The following is a 16,860-nucleotide window of genomic DNA, read 5'->3' as shown; positions in this document are numbered from 1 at the left end:
GAAGGAGACCGCCATGGCACCCGGCCGCACCCGCGACGTCGTCTTCACCTACCGCTACCTGCGGGGCGCGATGATCGCCCTGCTCCTCATGCTGCTGCTCTCGGTGGGCTACCAGTGGTGGTGGGAGACCGACCACTCGTGCTGGCTCGGCTCGATCAGCGCGTACTACTACACGCCGGCGCGGACCGTCTTCGTGGGCTCCCTGTGCGCGCTCGGGGCCAGCCTCATCGCCTACAAGGGGCACTCCCCCCAGGAGGACGTGCTGCTCAACTTCTCGGGCTTCATGGCCTTCGTCGTCGCCATGGTCCCGACGGTGCCGGACGGCCGGTGCGGCCCGAACGCGTACACCCAGACCCCGGCCGAGATCGCCGCGGCCGTGCGCAACAACATCTGGTCCCTCGTGGTCGTCGGGGTCCTCGCTGCCGTCGTGGCCGCCTGGCTCAGGCGTGGCGCCATGACACGTGACCCGTCGGACCGGCCCACGGTGCGCTCGGTCGTCGTCACCGTGGCGTGCGGGCTCGTGCTCCTCGCCGAGCTGGCCCTCTTCCTCGTCCTGCGCGACCGGTTCATCGCACTGAGCCACGGCATCGCCGCGGGCACCATGGTGGCGGGGGTGATCGCCGTCATGGTCTTCAGCGCGATGCGGGCCGAGGAGCGGCACCAGGGCAGCGCAGCGGGCGGCACCGGCACGACCGGGACCACCTACAAGCGCATCTACATCGCGATCGCGGTCGCCCTGGCCGTCGCCCTCGGGGTGACGGTGCTGACGGCCGTGACGGTGCGCGGCTTCGACCACCTCATCCTCATCGCCGAGGTCATCATCATCGTGCTCTTCGCTGCGTACTGGGGCGTGCAGACCAAGGAGCTGTGGGACCTGCGCGACGCCGATGGCGCCGAGGCGCGTTCGGCTCGGTCCGTCGCCGAATAGCCTTCAGGTCAGGGGCGGTTCGTCACCGAGGGCGCCCAGCCACCACGTGCCGGAGTCGCCGTACTCGGCCGCCTCGCCCGGCGTCAGCGTCGCCGTGACGCGGAGCCACGACTCGGCACGCCCGAGCCGACCCAGCCGCAGCGCGGACGGCAGGGCCGTCCGCAGCTCGCCGACCGGGACGACGTCACCCCAGACTTCGATCGCGGCGTCCGCCACCCGCCTCAACCGGGCGTCGTCGGGGGTGGTCTCGAAGCGGTGGAGCAGCACGTTGAGCGGGACGAAGAGCGCCGACAGGGGGTGCGTGAGCAGGGCGTCACCGAAGTCGAAGAAGCGCATGCCCTCCGCCGTCGCGAAGACGTTGCTGGCGTGGAGGTCGTTGTGCACGAGGCTGTCCGGCAGGCCGAGGCTCACCACGTCGTCGGCCCACGTCGTGACCGCCGGCACCAGCTCACGCAACCGTCGTGCGACGTCGTCACCCATGCGGCGCGGGTCCTCCCGGGCCAGGGTCGTCAGGGACGCGACCCTCGCCTCGACATAGGCCGCCGACTCGACGGGAGGCAGGGTCGTGACGCCTGCGCCGACGAGGTCCGCCGTGTGGCCGACGAGCTCGCGCTGGAGGTGCATCGCCTCGGCCGCGACCCGGCACCAGGCATCGACGTCGTCGTCCGCGACCGTCAGGGCGAAGATAGGTCCCTGGTCGGGCACGAGGTGCAGGCCGCGCTCGAGGTCGGCCGCGGTGACCGGGACGACCCGGTGCGGTGACAGGCGGTCGAGGACGACGAGCAGGGCCGCCTCGAACGACTGGTGCACGCAGTTCTGCTTGGCCCAGTAGGTGGCGCCGTCGGATGCGACGCCGCGCCACACCGTCGACCAGGGGCGCTGGTGCACCGCTTCGAGCGACACGAGGTCAGTGCCCAGACCGCCCAGGACCCCGCCGACCCACTCGCGCAGCTCGGTCTCGAACGCGCTGGACGACCAGCGGACGGACGGACCCTCCCCGGACTGCGGGAGGGCGGCATACCAAGGCTGCTCAGTGCCCGAGGGCATGGCGCAGCTCCGTCAGGGTCGGGCCGAGGGGCGCGTGGAGGCGCAGGGTCGCCTCGGCGTCGCCGCGCGTCGCCGAGCGCGTGACGATCGCGACGGGCACGTCGCGCTGGTGGGCGCGACGGACGAAGCGGTAGCCGCTCATGACCGACAGCGACGACCCGAGGACGAGGACGGCGCCGGCACCCTCGACGAGGGTGAAGCACTGCTCCACGACGGCCTTGGGCACCGACTCGCCGAAGAAGACGACGTCGGGCTTGACGGTGTCGTGGCCGCAGACGAGGCAGCGCGGGGGGTGGAACGACTCGACGAGCGCGTCGGCCAGCACGATGTCCCCGTCGGGGCGCACCTGCTCACCCCACTGCGACCCCACCGCGTGCGCCGCCTCGGCGAAGCGGTCCATGAAGCCGGGGTTGGCCTCGGTCATCCTCTCGTGCAAGCCGATCCGCGAGGTGTACTCACCGCACGTGAGACAGACCGCGCGGTCGAGGGACCCGTGCAGCTCGATGACGTCCGTCGCGCCGGAGGCCTGGTGCAGCCCGTCGACGTTCTGGGTGATGATCGGTCCGACGTAACCCGCTCTTTGCAGGTCGGTGACGACGCGGTGCCCTTCGTTGGGCGCGGCGGCGTTGAAGCGCTGCCAGCCGATGTAGCTGCGGGCCCAGTACCGCCGACGGGCCTCGCTCGACCCGGCGAACTCGCCGTACGTCATCGGCTCGACCCGGCGGGTCCCGTCGGGCCCGCGGTAGTCGGGGATGCCGGACTCGGTCGAGAGCCCCGCACCGGAGAGGACGACCACCCCGCCGCCGCTGACGAGGTCGACGAGGTCGTCGAAGGTGCCGAGGTCGTGCGTCTGGAGCGGCAGGGTGCGCGACGTGGCGAGCCGGGTCGTCGCCGTGGTGGCCGTTTCGGCCGTCGCCTGCGGAGGTATGCCGTTCGGCTGCTGCACCCGGCAAGCCTACGTGCCGCTGTGAGACCATTCTCGGCCGACTGGATACAGCAGGATTCCATAATCATCGGTTATGATGAGGGCATGATCGATGCTGCCGGCCTGCGGGTCATGAAGGCCATTGCCGACGAGGGAAGCTTCACGAGCGCCGCCAACGCGCTGGGCTTCACCCAACCGGCCATCTCGCAGATGGTCCGTCGCCTCGAGCAGCGCACCGGGACCGTCCTCGTCGAGCGCTACGGCCGTCAGGTCCGCCTCACCGAGGCCGGTCAGGTCCTCGCCCGCCACGCGGTCGGCGTCCTCGCCGCCCTCGACGCGGCCGAGGAGGAGATCACCGCGATCGCCGGCCTGCGCGCCGGACGGGTCCGTCTCCAGGCCTTCCCCAGCTCGTCGGCCACGCTCGTGCCCCGGACCCTCGCCATCCTCAAGGCCCGCCACCCCGACATCACCGTCACCTTCACCGAGGCCGAGCCGCCCGAGTCGCTCGCGGCCCTGCGCAACGGCGACTGCGATGTCGCGGTCGCCTTCGCCTACGAGGGCGGCGACCTCGGTGAGCTCGAGGAGGACCTCTCGCTCCTCGTGACCCGCCGGCTCATGGACGACGAGGTGCGTCTGGTCGTCCCCGGCACGCACCCGCACGCCGGAGACGCGGCGGCATCGCTCGCCGACTTCTCGGGAGAGGAGTGGATCGCGGGCTGCCCACGCTGTCGCGGCCACCTCCTGTCGCTCGCCGACACCGCCGGCTTCCGGCCCAACGTGGCGTTCGAGACCGAGGACTACGTCGCGCAGCTCGGGCTCGTCACGGCCGGGCTGGGCGTGGCCCTCGTGCCCGACCTCATCCTCAACGCCGCCAAGCACGACGAGGTCGCGACCCTGCCGCTCTCCCCCGCGTCACGGCGCCAGATCCTCGCGGTGACGACCCCCGACCTGCAGCGCGTGCCTGCCGTCGCCGCGGCGCTCGACGCGCTGTGCGAGGCGGCCGGCGCCGACCCGAAGGCCACGACCGCCGAGCTCGTCGGCGCCAAGGCCTGAGGGCCGGCCACCCCGACCACGGCCTCATCGGCCACGGCCACCACCACGCGGCCGGCCACGACGCGGCATACGGTGGCCTCATGACCAGGGTCGCCCTCGCCGCTCCCAACGCCTCCGCGCTCGAGGCCGGCCTCGAGGTGGCCGCCGAGGGCGGCAACGCCGTCGACGTGGCCGTCGCCGCCTCGGTGGCGGCCATGAGCACCGAGCCGGGAGTCGTCAGCCTCATGGGCGGCGCCTTCGTCAACGTGTGGCTCGCCGGCACCGACCCGGTCGTCATCGACGGCAACGTCGAGATGCCCGGACGCGGCCTCGACGCGTCGGCGTTCGGCCACGGCGTGCGCCAGGTGCGCACCGACTACGGCGGCGGCGTGACGATCGGCGCGGGACACGGCTCCGTCGCGAACTCCGGTGCGCTCCAAGCCCTTTCGGTGGCACGGGACCGCTTCGGGCTGGTCCCGTGGCGACGCCTCGTCGAACCCTCCGCGCGGGCGTGCCGCGAGGGCTACCGGATCGGTGCGGCCGCAGCTCTCTACCTCGGCCTCGTCCGCGAGAGCCTCTTCGGGGACGACCCCGAGGCGCACGCCCTCGTGACCGGGGCCGACGGCGGGCCGCTCGAGCCCGGCGAGACCTCGCTCAACCTCGACCTCGCCGACATCCTCGATCTCCTTGCGGCGCAGGGTGTCTCGCTCGTCACCACGGGTGCCGTCGGGCACGTGCTCGTCGACGACATGGCCGCGAACGGCGGGCTCATCACGCGGGCCGACCTCACGGCATACGCGCCCGTCGTGCGCACCCCGACGATGCGGACGGTCGGGTCGTGGCGCATCGCGCTCAACCCTCCGCCCTCCGTGGGCGGCCCCATGCTCGCCGTGATGCTGGGAGAGCTCGCACGACACGAGCACTGGACGTGGGGCGAGGTCATCGAGATCCAGCGCCGGGTCCTCGCGTACCGCCTGTCGGTCCACGACCGCAGCCACGACCTCGTCGCCGACGGCCACGCCCTCCTCGAGGCGGTCGAGCGCCACGGCCTGCCGGGCCTGCCGACGTCGGCCTCGACGGCGCACGTCTCGGTCGTCGACGAGCACGGGAACGCGTGCGCCATCACGATGTCCGCCGGCTACGGCGCCGGCATGGTCGTCCCCGGCACCGGCATCCTGCTCAACAACGCGCTCGGCGAGCCGGAGCTCAACGGGCTGGGACTGCACGCCGTCGCGCCCGGCACCCGTCTCGCGTCCAACATGGCGCCGACGACGGGCCGCAGCGCCACCGGTGGCGCGCTCGCCGTGGGCTCGCCAGGTGCCGACCGGATCACGACCACGCTCATGCAGGTGCTCGGCCGGGGCCTGCTCCTGGGCGAGGACCTCCAGCACTCGATCGACGCCCCGCGGCTGCACGTACGCTTCATGGCGGACGGCTCCCCCCGCGTCGAGCACGAGCCGTCCGACGACATCGCCGCCGCCGTGCAGGCGAGCGGTCTGCCCGCGCACCACTACCCCGGACCCCACATGTACTTCGGTGGCGTCGGCGCGGCCGTGCTCGGGGCGGACGGCCTCGTGGCCGCCGGGGACGCGCGACGGGAGGCCGCCGTCGGGGTATCTCCATGAGGAGCTGCCGAACGGTCCCATCCGGGACGCGCCCGGCACCGAATCATCTCGAGTCGACCCCAACGAGAGGCCACCCCGATGACGATGACCGACGACCGCCCCGACGCTCCCGCCCCCTCCGCGGCGTCCTCCCGTCCGAACGGCATCGCCTCCCGGCTGGCGGCCGTCGTCGAGCCCCTCTTCGGCGGCCAGCTCCCCGTGCGCCTCAAGGCGTGGGACGGCACCGTGGCCGGACCCGCCGACGCCCCGACCGTCGTCCTGCGCGACCCCGCGGCGCTACGGCGCCTCGTGCGCCACCCGGGCGAGCTCGGCCTCGCCCAGGCGTACGTCACGGGCGAGCTCGACGTCGAGGGTGACCTGCTCGAGGGCTTCCGGCGCGTGTGGTCGACGGCGCGCACGCTCGCAGGCGGCCGTCCCTCGGCCGGCACCGTGGCTGCCGTCGCGAAGAACGGCATCCGGACGGCGTTCGACCTCGGCGTCGTGGGGCTGCCGCCCGAGCCGCCCGTCTCGCAGGCCCGTCTGCGCGGCCGCCTGCACACCAAGACCCGCGACCGCAGCGCCATCGAGCACCACTACAACCTGTCCAACGAGTTCTACTCGCTCATCCTCGACCCGCACATGGCCTACTCGTGCGGCTACTGGACGAGCACCGAGCCCGGCTACACCGTCGAGGACTCGCAGCGCGACAAGCTCGACCTCGTGTGCCGCAAGCTCGGCATCGAGCCCGGCGGCCGGCACCTCGACATCGGCTGCGGCTGGGGCTCGCTCTCGCTGCACGCGGCAGAGAGGTTCGGCGCCCACGTCGTCGGCGTGACCATCTCGAGCGAGCAGAAGGCCTTCATCGACGAGCGGATCCGCGAGCGCGGCCTGCAGGACCGGGTCGAGATCCGGCTCCAGGACTACCGCGAGGTGCCGGACGGTCCCTTCGACACCATCTCCTCGATCGAGATGGGCGAGCACGTCGGGCAGAAGAACTACCCGACGTTCACCGGGCAGATCCACCGGCTGCTCCGCCCGGGCGGCCGGGCGCTGATCCAGCAGATGTCTCGCACGACCCGTCCGGGTGGCGGTCCTTTCATCGAGGCCTTCATCGCCCCCGACATGCACATGCGCCCCGTCGGCGAGACCGTCGACCTCATCGAGCAGGCCGGGCTCGAGGTTCGCGACGTGCACGCTCTGCGCGAGCACTACGTGTGGACCGTCAACGCCTGGTACGACACGTTCGAGGCCAACTGGGACAAGGTCGTCGAGATGGTCGGCGAGGAGGTCGGCCGCGTCTGGCGCCTCTACCTCGTCGGTGGTGCGCTCGCCTTCGAGGAGGGCCGGATGGGCGTCGACCAGATCCTCGCCGTCAAACCGACGGCCGACGGCCGCAGCGGTATGCCGCCCGTCCGGGCCTGGTGACGGCCGTGGCGTCGGTCCGGACGACCATCACCCCCCTCCTGGCCCCGGCAGCCGAGGCCGCCGGCTTCGACGTCGGGGCCTTCGGGCGCACGCTGCTGCTCACCGCGCTCGCCGTCGTCGTCGTCCTCGGCATCACCTTCGGCGTGGCGCTGCGCGTCGGCAAGCAGGCCGTCATCGACGTCACCTGGGGCCTGGGGTTCGTGGCCATCGCGCTCACGGCCTTCGCCACGAGCGGCGGTCACGGCGACGCGCTCCGCCGGTGGCTCGCGCTCGTGCTCACGGCCCTGTGGGGGCTGCGCCTCGCGGCGCACATCTTCAGCCGGTCTCGCGGCAAGGGCGAGGACCCGCGCTACGAGGCGATGCTGAAGCGCGCCGACGGCAACCCGAACGTCTACGCGCTGCTGCACATCTATCTCCCGCAGGGCGTCATCATGTGGTTCGTCTCGCTGCCGGTGCAGATCGCGATGTTCGTCGAGGGCGGCATCGGCTGGGTGCTGTGGCTGGGCGTCGTCGTCTGGGCCATCGGCTTCTTCTTCGAGTCGGTGGGCGACCTCCAGCTGACGCGCTTCCGCAACGACCCGGCCAACCAGGGCACGGTGCTCGACACCGGCCTCTGGCGCTACACACGGCACCCGAACTACTTCGGCGACGCGAGCGTGTGGACCGGACTCTTCCTCGTCGCGGCGAGCGCCTGGCCCGGCGTGCTGACGGTCCTGTCGCCCGCCGTCATGGTGTGGAACCTCTACGGCGGCACCGGCAAGAAGCTGCTCGAGAAGGACATCGGCGACCGCCGCCCCGACTACGCCGACTACGTGCGCCGCACGAGCGGCTTCTTCCCGTGGCCGCCGAAGCCGGCCGACCCGTCGGTGAAGCAGCAGGGCTGAGCCGTCGGCGGGACGGCTCGCGTAGGTGTGGGCAGGAGGGGCGGGGATGATGGACGCATGCGCCCGCCCCTCGCCGACGTCCTCGACCTGCAGCCACACCCCGAGGGCGGGTGGTTCCGGCAGACGTGGGTCTCCCCCGACAGCGTGACACTGCCCGACGGCCGCGTGCGAGCGACTGCCACCCTCATCCACTTCCTCCTGCCCGCCGGCGAGTCCTCGGCCTGGCACCGGGTGGCCTCCGACGAGGTGTGGCTCGCCCACACCGGCGCCGTCGTGCTCGAGCTGGGCGGCACCGGACCCCAGCCGCCGTCCGAAGGTGGTGCGGCCCCGGTCGTGCTCGGTCTGGACCTCACCGCGGGCCAGGTGGCCCAGGTGGTCGTCCCTGCGCGCGTCTGGCAGCGCACCGTGCCGGGTGACGACGACACGCTCGTCAGCTGTCTCGTGTCCCCCGGCTTCGACTTCGCGGACTTCGAGCTCGCCGCGGCGGTCGGGCGCGGCTGACGGTCCCCTCATCCCGAGACCGCGCGGACCTCGTCCCCGTCGGTCACGACAGCCACGTCGCCCTCGAGGTCGGTGCGGTGCACCTCGAAACCCCGGTCCTGAAGGGCCTTCATCGTGGCAGGCGCGGGGTGGCCGTAGTCGTTGCCGGCACCGACGCTGATCAGCGCGAGTCGTCCGTCGACGTGGTCGAGGATGCGGTCGTCGCGGTTGCTCGACCCGTGGTGCGCGACCTTGAGCACGTCGACGCGACCCCAGCGCTGCGGGTCGAGCTGCGACTCGTGAAGCACCTGCGCGGCCGCCTCCCGCTCGATGTCACCGGCGAGCAGCACGGTGAGCCCGCGCACGTGCATCGTCATCACGACCGAGCCGTTGTTGGGCACCGATCCCGCGTCGATGCGCCGGGCGGGCCACCAGACGTCCGCGCCGACCTCGCCGACGGCGACGCGCTCCCCGGCCCGCAGCTCGCCCAGCGGTACGTGGTGGGCCTCCGCGAGCCGGGCCACACGGGCCGCCTCGGCGGGCGGGTCGAGCACGGGCGAGGCCCGGATCTCGGCGACAGGACGCTCGAGCACCGCGGCCAGTCCGCCGACGTGGTCGGCGTGGTAGTGGGTCAGCACGACGAGGTCGACGGCCGACGCGCCGATGCGGTCGAGGCAGGCCCGCATCGGCTCGGGGTCGGGCCCCGTGTCGACGACGACGACGTGACCGCCGCCGTTGTCGACGACGAGCCCGTCGCCCTGCCCGACGTCGCAGGCGATGAGGGCCCAACCGGGCGGGGGCCAGGCGATCGGGGCTGTCGGCGCCGCGAACCCCGCGGCGAGCACGACCACGGCGACGGCCACCGTCGGCCGGTGTCGCGTGCGGAACCACGCCCACGGCGCCGCGGCGACGACACCGACCGTGAGGACCGCGAGCAGGACCGCCGCGCCGACCGAGTCACACCAGGCGATGCTGCCGAAGGGCAGGTCGGCACACCATCGGGCCACGGCCGAGATCGCTTGTGCGGGCAGCGCGGCCACCCACGCGAGCCAGCCCGCGCCCGTCACCCAGACGACCGAGACGAGCGCGACGACGACGCCGACGACCGTGGTCGGCGCGACGAAGGGCGCAGCGAGGAGGTTCGCGAGCACGGCGACGAGCGAGACGCTCCCCTGCAGGGGCACGACGACCGGCGCGCAGACGGCTTGGGCCGCGACCGGGATCGCGAGCACGGGGCCCAACGGCTTGAGCGGGCCGGGGAGCCTCCGCGAGATGACCCGTCCCCACGGCCGGGCGAGGACCAGCAGCCCGAGGGTGGCGATGCTCGACAGGGCGAAGCCGTAGGAGCGTGACAGCCACGGGTCCCACACGAGCAGCGCGACGATCGCACCGGCGAGCGCGGGGATGCCCGCCCGGCGCCGCGACGTCGAGAGGGCGAGCAACCCGACGAGTCCCATGACCGCGGCACGCACGACGCTGGGCTCGGGTCGGGCGAGGATGACGAAGCCGAACAGGCCCAGCGCGGCCGCCGGAGGACGCCAGCGCCGCGGGACGCCGAGCACTCCGCACAGCCCCACCACCGCGGCCAGCACGAACGTGACGTTGCTGCCGGACACCGCGCTGAGGTGGCTGAGCCCGGTCTCGAGCATCGCCGCCGTGAGGTCGGGTGGTGTCTGCGCGGTGTCGCCGACGACGAGCGCCGGGACGAGCCCGCGCGCGTCCGCCGAGAGGTCAGCCGTGGCGGCCCGGAAGCGCGCGCGCACGGTGTCGGCCGCCTCGAAGACGCCACCGGCTCCCCCGACGACCTGCACGGCCCCCTTGGGGGTCGCGACCGCGACGACGTCGTCACCGGGCTCTGCAGGTCCGAGCCGCAGGACGGCCTCGACCTCGTCGTGCCACCGCAGCGTCGACCACTGGGTGCCGTGCCCGATGACGAGCACGGGCGCGGTCACCGAGGTGGTGCGACCCCGGCCCACCACCTGGCTCGCGTCGAGACGCACGACGGTGACCACCGGGGCATCGGGACGGTCCGCCCCCACGCCGGTCCCGGCACCGACCGCCCGAGGGTCGGTGGCTACGGTGGCCCGGACCGTGACGACGGCCCGCTCGACGGCCAGTCCCTCGACCGGGCCGACGCTCCGTACGGCGCGGTGGCCGGCCGCGGCGCCGAGGAGCAGGGCGAGCACGCCGCAGAACGCCGCGACGCCGCGCAGGACGAGCGGTCCGCAGGGCAGGGCACCGTCGCGCGACGCCCTGCCTCGACGAGAGGTCCGCACGGAGCGACGGCGACTGCCGCCGCCGGTCCTGCGCGTCGTCGCGGCCACACACAGCACAGCCATCGCGAGCGCTGCCACCGCGACCGCGGCGACGGACCAGACCGGGGCGAGAAGACCCCAGAAGCCCACGACGGGCCACGCGACGAGGACGGGCACGAGAAGCCGCAGGTCGAGCCGGTGAGCCGCTCGGGGACGCACCCGGCGCACCGTCTCCCGACCCGTCAGGACGACGAGCGACGGCCCCCGTGGCGCCTGCTCGCGCTCCCTCGGCGGATCCGGCGCCCGTGGCGGCGGTTGCGTCACAGCGTCACTCTGGGGCGCAGCTGGGCCATGAGCTTGTCGCCGATGCCGCTCACCTCACCCAGCTCGTCGATCGACGTGAAGCGGCCGTGCTCGGTGCGCCAGTCGATGATCCGCTGGGCGAGCACCGGCCCGACGCCGGGCAGCGTGTCGAGTGCAGCGGCGTCGGCCGCGTTGAGGCTCACCGGGGCGTTCGAGCCACCGGACGAGCCGGCGCCACCGGCGCCACCCGCGCCACCCGCGCCGGCATCCCCGGCCACTCCGGCCCCTGGAGCCGCGGCCGGCGACTCCCCCGGCCGCGGCACCCGGATCTGCTCGCCGTCGACGACGGGCCGGGCGAGGTTGAGGGCCGCGACGTCCGCGCCCCCGCGGGTCCCACCGGCCGCCGTGATGGCATCGGCCACGCGGGCGCCCGGGCGCAGCCGCACGAGGCCCGGACGCACGACCTGCCCGACGACGTGCACGACGAGCTCCGCGCCGGACGTCGAGCCACCCGCCGAGCCACCCGTCGGCGCACTCCCGGCCGCGCCGGCCGACGGGCCCGCCGTCGTCCGGGCCGCCGCAGCTGTCGCCGTCCCTCCCACGACCTGGACCGATCTCGACGGTCCGGGTGCGACGTCCGGCGCGGACGCCGAGCGTTCGGCCCACAGGACGCGCACCACGAAGAGACACCCCACGGCCACGACGAGAGCAAGCATCGAGACGACGGCCGCGCTGCTCACCCCGCGTCGCCCGGTGCGCAGCTCGTCCGGCACGGTGAGCACACCCGGCCGGCGCGCCCGACGAAGATCGGCGTCGAGCCGCTCCACCTCGTCGTCGTCCGTGGCCCGCTGGGTCAGCCTCCGGACCGCCGACGCCACCGGGTTCTCGCCGACGACCGCGCCGGGAGCGCGAGGCACCCAGCCGCCGACCTCCTCCGACTCCGACGGAGCAGCGCGGGCTCCGTCATCCCCCGGCCCGGCACCACGGGCATCCGCGCCGAGGATCCGGGCCACCCGCTCGAGGTCCGGGGGTCTCTGGGCGGGTCGGAACGGCATACCCCGACGCTAGGAAGCCGGCGACCCACCCACCGCCGACCGAGCACCAGCTGGGGACAACCCGTCCCCGGCCCGAAGGGGTGTGGACGGCCACGGCCCGAGACGGCCCGCGCGTCGATTCACGCGCTCGCGTCCGGCTGGTCCAGACTGCTCCAATGGCTCGGCACATCATGACCCTCACCTGCGACGACCGACCCGGCATCGTGGCGGCCGTCTCCGCGGCGCTCCTGGCCGTCTCGGCCAACATCGTCGAGAACCAGCAGTACTCCGACGAGGACACCGACCTCTTCTTCATGCGCACGGTCTTCGACGCCGAGCCGCACGAGGTCGAGCAGGTCCTGGCCGCGATCCGTGAGAGCCCGGCCATCGCGCACCACCACCTCGCGGCACGGCCCGAGGACGAGCACTGCCGCACCGTCATCCTCGTCAGCAAGTTCGACCACTGCCTGCTCGACCTGCTCTACCGCTGGAAGTCCGGCGACCTGCCCATCGACATCGTGGGGGTCGTCAGCAACCACGAGGACTGCCGCGGGCTCGTCGAGTACTACGGCCTGCCGTTCACCGTCATCCCCGTCACGAAGGACACCAAGGCCGACGCCGAGGCCGAGCTGCTCCGTCTCGTCGAGGCGGAGGACGTGGGGCTCGTGGTGCTCGCGCGCTACATGCAGATCCTCAGCGACGGGCTGTGCCGTGCGCTCGAGGGCCGGGCCATCAACATCCACCACTCGTTCCTGCCGGGCTTCAAGGGCGCCAAGCCCTACCACCAGGCGCACGACCGGGGGGTCAAGCTCATCGGCGCCTCGGCGCACTACGTCACGGCCGACCTCGACGAGGGCCCGATCATCGAGCAGGACGTCGTCCGCGTCACGCACGCCGAGTCCCCCGAGAGGCTCGTCGCCATCGGCCGCGACGTCGAGCGTCGGGTGCTCTCGCGCGCGGTCCGCGACCACGCCGAGTCCCGCGTCTTCCTCTCGGGCCGCCGCACCATCGTCTTCTGAGCGGGAGCCGGGGACCGCGTATGCCGTGTGCCCGGCGCCGGGGACACCTGACCGCGGCCGGTAGCGTGCTCGCATGAGTGGGGCGTCCTTCGTCGTCGGTGAGCCGCACTTCGGTCGGTTCACGCGGACGCCGGAGGAGAACGAGGACGCCCTCGAGGCGGCTCGCGCGCTCCTCACGTCCGCCGTCGACGCAGCGCCGGACGACGACGCGGGCGGGGCCGTGCTCGATGCCGCCGTGGACCTCGCCGAGGCGCTCACCATCGCGGGACGCGAGCACGAGGCGCTCGCGCTGGCCCGTCCGGCGGTCGACGTCGCCCGGGACACCGGGCGCGGCGAGACGCTGCGCTGGGCGCTCCTCGTGCTCGCGACGGCAGAGCACTACGCCGACGAGGCCCTCACAGCCGAGGCGCACTTCCGAGAGGCGCTCGAGCTCGCCCGCTCATCGGGCGACCGGGTCCTCGAGCACTACACGCTGCATCACCTGGGCCGTCTCCTCGTCGACACGGGGCGCACCGACGAGGCCGTCGCGTGCTTCGAGGCGTGCCTCGCGATCCGCGAGGAGCAGGGCGAGCCCCGCGCGGAGTCGACCCGCGCGGCACTCACTGCCCTGAGCGCCGCGTCCTGACGGGCAGGCGGGCACCCGTCGCCGGACGACCCGTCCCGTCATGGTGAGAGCGGCCACGACGGGACGAGCCCCCGAGCGTCAGAGGCCGAAGGCGTACAGCTTGTTGTTCGGCGTGCCGAAGCCGAAGTTGCTGTAGCCGGAGCCCCAGTAGACGGTGCCGTTCGAGATGGCCGCGCCGGAGAGGCACGAGCCGCCGCTGGCGAAGGTCCAGAGCACCGCCCCGGTCACCGCGTTGAGTGCGTACATGTGTCCCTGCGCGTCCAGGGAGCACCCGAACACGACGCCGTTCGCGGTCGTCACCGGTCCGGAGGTGCTGCCGCCGTTCGGCGGACGCGTCTCCCACACCAGCGCCCCGGTGACCGCGTCGAGTCCGGACCACACGCCCGTCGTCAGACCGCTCGGGCCCCAGGGGACGGCGTTGCTGTTGGCGTTGGCGGTGTAGACCCGCTTCCCGTCGACCGCCGAGCCCCACTGCAGTCCGCCCGCGGTGCCGCCGGGACCGGCCTGGGTGCGCCAGATGAGGGCGCCCGAGTCGGCCCGCAGGGCCCAGTACTGGCCGCTCTTCTGACCGGCTCCGACGACGTCGACGGAGCGGCCGGTGGCGTCCTTGACCGTGTAGAGGTTGGGCGCCTGTCCGAAGTCGTAGTCCGGGCCCGCCGGCTCGGGGCAGTTGACCCCGTCACCGAAGAACGGGATGCACCCGACCGTCCAGGCGTCGAACGGCAGGGCCTGCGTCGCCCACTTGATCGCGCCGGTGCGGAGGTCGAGCGACAGGATCGAGTCGAAGTAGTCGTCGGCCGGAAGGCATGCCCGCTTGGCCGCGTCGGAGGCCGCTGCCGCGACGCAGTCGAGTGTGGCGTCGGGCACGTCGTAGTTGTTGCCCGTGGCGATGTAGACCGACCCGCGCTTCGTGTCGATCGAGGGCGAGCTGCCCCACACCGCGTTGCCCGGGTACCCGACGGGCGTCAGGTACGTCTTCCAGAGGATCACACCGGTCCGGAGGTCGAGCGCGGCCATGCTGCCGCGGAACGAGCAGCAGGGGTAGCCGCCCGACGCCGAGAAGGCCTCCTCCTGGGAGGCGACGCCGACGTAGACGACACCGTCGAAGACGGTCGCAGACTGCGTGATGATCGCTGCGGGGTGGCTCTCGACCTGGGTCTTCCACAGCAGCGCGCCGGTGTTCTTGTCGATGGCCATGACGGCGCCACCGCCGCCGAACGGCCCCTGGTTGCCGATGACGATCGCGCTGTCGGTCACGGCCGGCGTGGCCCTGGCCTTGTCACCCGGGATCCCCGTGTAGCTGGTGATCGTGCGCTGCCACACGATCGCACCGGTGGACCGGTTGACGGCATACAGGTTGCCGGCCCAGTCGGGCACGTAGACCCGGCTCCCGTCGACCGCGGGCGTCGCCGAGACGTCTCCGCCTGTCGTCAGCTCCCACTTCTTCGTCAGTCCCCCGACCGTCGCCGCGGAGATCTTGGTCTCGCTCGCGGCGTACCTCGTGTTCTGCCGGTCCCCGCCGGCGGAGTTCCATCCGTTTCCCCCTGGCGCGGCTGCTGCCTGTCCCCCGACCAGCAGGGTCCCTGCGATCCCTGCTGCCACCCACAGCCGTGCATGACGCATCATCCTGGTCATCTCAGCTCCTAGCCCGACGACCTCTCCAGGTCGCCATGGTGACCCCCGAGTGGACGTCTCCGAACGTAGACCCGCCGGGTCGGCGCGGTCTGCCGTTCGCGGGAGACTGCCGTCAGACTCGTGGGACGCAGCGCTCGAACCGGGACAAGCCGTTCAGGGCAGGTGTCGCTGGCGCCACCAGCCGACGACGTTGTTCTTGTGACGGGCCAGGACCAGCAGCCCGATCGCCATGAGCCACAAGCCGGTCCACACATCTCCGGGCGCGTGACCGGTCCAGATGAGCACGGCGACGACGAGCATCGCGAGGGCGCCGAAGATCGATCCGGCCGCGACCCAGCGGGTCACCGCGACGGCGACGGCGAAGACGATGACGACGACCAGTGCCACCCACGGGTGCACCCCGAGGATCGCCCCGAGCGTCGTCGCGACACCCTTGCCCCCGCGTCCCTTGAGGAAGGGTGACCAGATGTGTCCGAGCACGGCGGCGATGCCGACGGCGTATGCCGCGTGGGCACCGAAGAGGTGGCCGGCGACGAACGTCGGGACGAGACCCTTGAGGACGTCCAGCACGCCGACGACGACACCCCACTTGCGGCCGAGGACCCGGCCGGCGTTCGTCGCGCCCGGGTTGCCCGACCCGGACGAGGCGAGGTCCTTGCCGAGGAGGCGGGCGATCATCGTCGCCGGGTTGAGGGAGCCGACGAGGAAGGCTGCGACCACTCCTCCCGCCCAGGCGAGAACCGTGCCGACGTTCACGACCCGGAGACCTCGCCGGGTGACGGACGGTGCGGCAGGGGGTCGCCCGGACGCGGGCTGACGGCGATGGCCACGGTGCCGGGCCCCACGTGGGCGCCGACGACGGCGCCGAGCTCGACGACGAGCACCGTGGGCGACCCCGGGACCATCGTGCGCAGCTCCGACGCGATCTGGTCGGCGCGGGCGGGTGCGTCGAGGTGGTGCACGGCGATGTCGACCGCCAGGCCGCCCTGCTCGACCTGCTCGACGACCATCGCCTCGATGCGGGCCACCGCGCGTGCGGACGTGCGGACCTTCTCGACGGGCACGATGCGGCCGCCGCGCACGGCGAGGATCGGCTTGATGGCGAGGGCCGACCCGAGCAGCGCCGACGCAGCGCCGATCCGGCCGCCGCGCCGGAGGTGCTCGAGCGTGTCGACGTAGAAGAGGACGCCCGAGGGCCGGAGCCGCGAGCGCACGGCGTCGAGGACGGCCGTCACGTCGGCACCACCGGCGGCCGCCTCGGCCGCGGCCACGACGGCGAAGCCCATGGCCATGCCGATGGTCTCGCTGTCGACGACCTCGACCGGGACCGGGGCCTCGGCCGCCGCCAGCCGGGCCGCCTCGACGGTGCCCGACATCTGCGACGACAGGTGGATCGACACGATCGCGGTCGCGCCCTCGTCGGCGAGTCGTTGGTACGTCTCCGCGAACACCTGCGGCGTCGGGCGCGAGGTCGTGACGATCGTGTACTCGCGCAGGGCCGCCGCGACCCGCTCGGCCGAGATGTCCCGGCCTTCGACGTGGTCGCGACCCCCGACGACGACGTGGAGCGGGACGACCTCGATGCCGTGCTCCTCGAGGACCTCACCGGGCAGGTAGGCCGTCGAGTCGGTGACGATCCTCGTGGTCACGTCCCGCTCCCTCCG

At 73.1% G+C, this 16,860-nt stretch carries 15 protein-coding genes; 8 read left to right on the top strand and 7 right to left on the bottom strand.

Annotation, left to right across the window (positions count from 1 at the left end; genetic code table 11):
* The first annotated feature begins 13 nt into the window (after positions 1 to 13).
* A complete protein-coding gene (locus H283_RS0116200) occupies positions 14 to 928 on the top strand; it encodes a hypothetical protein (RefSeq protein ID WP_020144576.1) in 915 nt (304 codons plus the stop codon).
* A 3-nt stretch (positions 929 to 931) separates the two neighbouring features.
* On the opposite strand, the gene H283_RS26785 is transcribed toward H283_RS0116200, so the two are convergent.
* Both H283_RS26785 and H283_RS0116190 read right to left on the bottom strand, forming a co-directional pair.
* A complete protein-coding gene (locus H283_RS26785) occupies positions 932 to 1,975 on the bottom strand; it encodes a phosphotransferase (protein WP_020144575.1) in 1,044 nt (347 codons plus the stop codon).
* Complete coding sequence (locus H283_RS0116190) at positions 1,959 to 2,921, bottom strand: Sir2 family NAD-dependent protein deacetylase (protein WP_020144574.1); 963 nt, start codon at positions 2,919 to 2,921, stop codon at positions 1,959 to 1,961. The genes H283_RS26785 and H283_RS0116190 overlap by 17 nt, the downstream gene beginning before the upstream one ends.
* A gap of 84 nt (positions 2,922 to 3,005) precedes the next feature.
* On the opposite strand from H283_RS0116190, the gene H283_RS0116185 reads away from it, so the two are divergent.
* The 5 genes from H283_RS0116185 (at position 3,006) to H283_RS0116165 (ending at position 8,346) form a co-directional block, all read left to right on the top strand.
* Positions 3,006 to 3,953, top strand: a complete 948-nt coding sequence (locus H283_RS0116185; RefSeq protein ID WP_020144573.1) for a LysR family transcriptional regulator — start codon at positions 3,006 to 3,008, stop codon at positions 3,951 to 3,953.
* Positions 3,954 to 4,033: 80 nt separating this feature from the next.
* Positions 4,034 to 5,557 (top strand): gamma-glutamyltransferase, encoded by a 1,524-nt coding sequence (locus H283_RS0116180; protein WP_028785651.1) that lies wholly within the window; start codon positions 4,034 to 4,036, stop codon positions 5,555 to 5,557.
* 78 nt (positions 5,558 to 5,635) lie between these two features.
* A complete protein-coding gene (locus tag H283_RS0116175; protein WP_020144571.1) occupies positions 5,636 to 6,961 on the top strand; it encodes a class I SAM-dependent methyltransferase in 1,326 nt (441 codons plus the stop codon).
* Between the two features lie 5 nt (positions 6,962 to 6,966).
* Positions 6,967 to 7,845 carry a DUF1295 domain-containing protein gene (locus tag H283_RS0116170; RefSeq protein WP_231372299.1) on the top strand — a complete coding sequence of 293 codons (879 nt, stop codon included), beginning with the start codon at positions 6,967 to 6,969 and terminating at the stop codon, positions 7,843 to 7,845.
* Between the two features lie 57 nt (positions 7,846 to 7,902).
* Entirely contained in the window at positions 7,903 to 8,346 is a 444-nt protein-coding gene (locus H283_RS0116165) for a cupin domain-containing protein (protein ID WP_020144569.1), read from the top strand.
* Positions 8,347 to 8,354: 8 nt separating this feature from the next.
* Here H283_RS0116165 and H283_RS0116160 read toward each other — a convergent pair whose 3' ends face one another.
* Positions 8,355 to 10,799 carry a ComEC/Rec2 family competence protein gene (locus H283_RS0116160; protein ID WP_020144568.1) on the bottom strand — a complete coding sequence of 815 codons (2,445 nt, stop codon included), beginning with the start codon at positions 10,797 to 10,799 and terminating at the stop codon, positions 8,355 to 8,357.
* A gap of 101 nt (positions 10,800 to 10,900) precedes the next feature.
* Complete coding sequence (locus tag H283_RS25425; RefSeq protein ID WP_231372298.1) at positions 10,901 to 11,938, bottom strand: helix-hairpin-helix domain-containing protein; 1,038 nt, start codon at positions 11,936 to 11,938, stop codon at positions 10,901 to 10,903.
* Between the two features lie 155 nt (positions 11,939 to 12,093).
* Here H283_RS25425 and purU point away from each other — a divergent pair, with 155 nt between their 5' ends.
* Entirely contained in the window at positions 12,094 to 12,936 is an 843-nt protein-coding gene (purU, locus tag H283_RS0116150; protein ID WP_020144566.1) for a formyltetrahydrofolate deformylase, read from the top strand.
* A gap of 73 nt (positions 12,937 to 13,009) precedes the next feature.
* Positions 13,010 to 13,561, top strand: a complete 552-nt coding sequence (locus tag H283_RS0116145; RefSeq protein WP_020144565.1) for a tetratricopeptide repeat protein — start codon at positions 13,010 to 13,012, stop codon at positions 13,559 to 13,561.
* A gap of 78 nt (positions 13,562 to 13,639) precedes the next feature.
* Here H283_RS0116145 and H283_RS0116140 read toward each other — a convergent pair whose 3' ends face one another.
* The 3 genes from H283_RS0116140 to H283_RS25420 form a co-directional block, all read right to left on the bottom strand.
* Entirely contained in the window at positions 13,640 to 15,196 is a 1,557-nt protein-coding gene (locus H283_RS0116140) for a PQQ-binding-like beta-propeller repeat protein (RefSeq protein WP_028785649.1), read from the bottom strand.
* 153 nt (positions 15,197 to 15,349) lie between these two features.
* Positions 15,350 to 15,952 carry a glycerol-3-phosphate 1-O-acyltransferase PlsY gene (plsY, locus tag H283_RS0116135; RefSeq protein WP_020144563.1) on the bottom strand — a complete coding sequence of 201 codons (603 nt, stop codon included), beginning with the start codon at positions 15,950 to 15,952 and terminating at the stop codon, positions 15,350 to 15,352.
* On the bottom strand, positions 15,949 to 16,845 hold the full coding sequence (locus H283_RS25420; protein ID WP_020144562.1) for a DegV family protein: 897 nt from the start codon (positions 16,843 to 16,845) through the stop codon (positions 15,949 to 15,951). Before H283_RS25420 ends, plsY begins: the two co-directional genes overlap by 4 nt.
* Positions 16,846 to 16,860: the final 15 nt, after the last annotated feature.

The organism is Terracoccus sp. 273MFTsu3.1 (genome assembly GCF_000383675.1).
Classification (GTDB): Bacteria; Actinomycetota; Actinomycetes; order Actinomycetales; family Dermatophilaceae; genus Terrabacter.
This window is presented reverse-complemented; position numbering and strand designations above follow the sequence as displayed.

Coding starts and splice junctions, on each gene's coding strand:
- H283_RS25425 (WP_231372298.1), bottom strand. CDS start 11,938: ATGCCGTTCCGACCCGCCCAGAGACCCCCGGACCTCGAGCGGGTGGCC.
- H283_RS0116175 (WP_020144571.1), top strand. CDS start 5,636: ATGACGATGACCGACGACCGCCCCGACGCTCCCGCCCCCTCCGCGGCG.
- H283_RS0116200 (WP_020144576.1), top strand. CDS start 14: ATGGCACCCGGCCGCACCCGCGACGTCGTCTTCACCTACCGCTACCTG.
- H283_RS0116145 (WP_020144565.1), top strand. CDS start 13,010: ATGAGTGGGGCGTCCTTCGTCGTCGGTGAGCCGCACTTCGGTCGGTTC.
- H283_RS0116165 (WP_020144569.1), top strand. CDS start 7,903: ATGCGCCCGCCCCTCGCCGACGTCCTCGACCTGCAGCCACACCCCGAG.
- purU (WP_020144566.1), top strand. CDS start 12,094: ATGGCTCGGCACATCATGACCCTCACCTGCGACGACCGACCCGGCATC.
- H283_RS0116180 (WP_028785651.1), top strand. CDS start 4,034: ATGACCAGGGTCGCCCTCGCCGCTCCCAACGCCTCCGCGCTCGAGGCC.
- H283_RS26785 (WP_020144575.1), bottom strand. CDS start 1,975: ATGCCCTCGGGCACTGAGCAGCCTTGGTATGCCGCCCTCCCGCAGTCC.
- H283_RS0116140 (WP_028785649.1), bottom strand. CDS start 15,196: ATGACCAGGATGATGCGTCATGCACGGCTGTGGGTGGCAGCAGGGATC.
- H283_RS0116185 (WP_020144573.1), top strand. CDS start 3,006: ATGATCGATGCTGCCGGCCTGCGGGTCATGAAGGCCATTGCCGACGAG.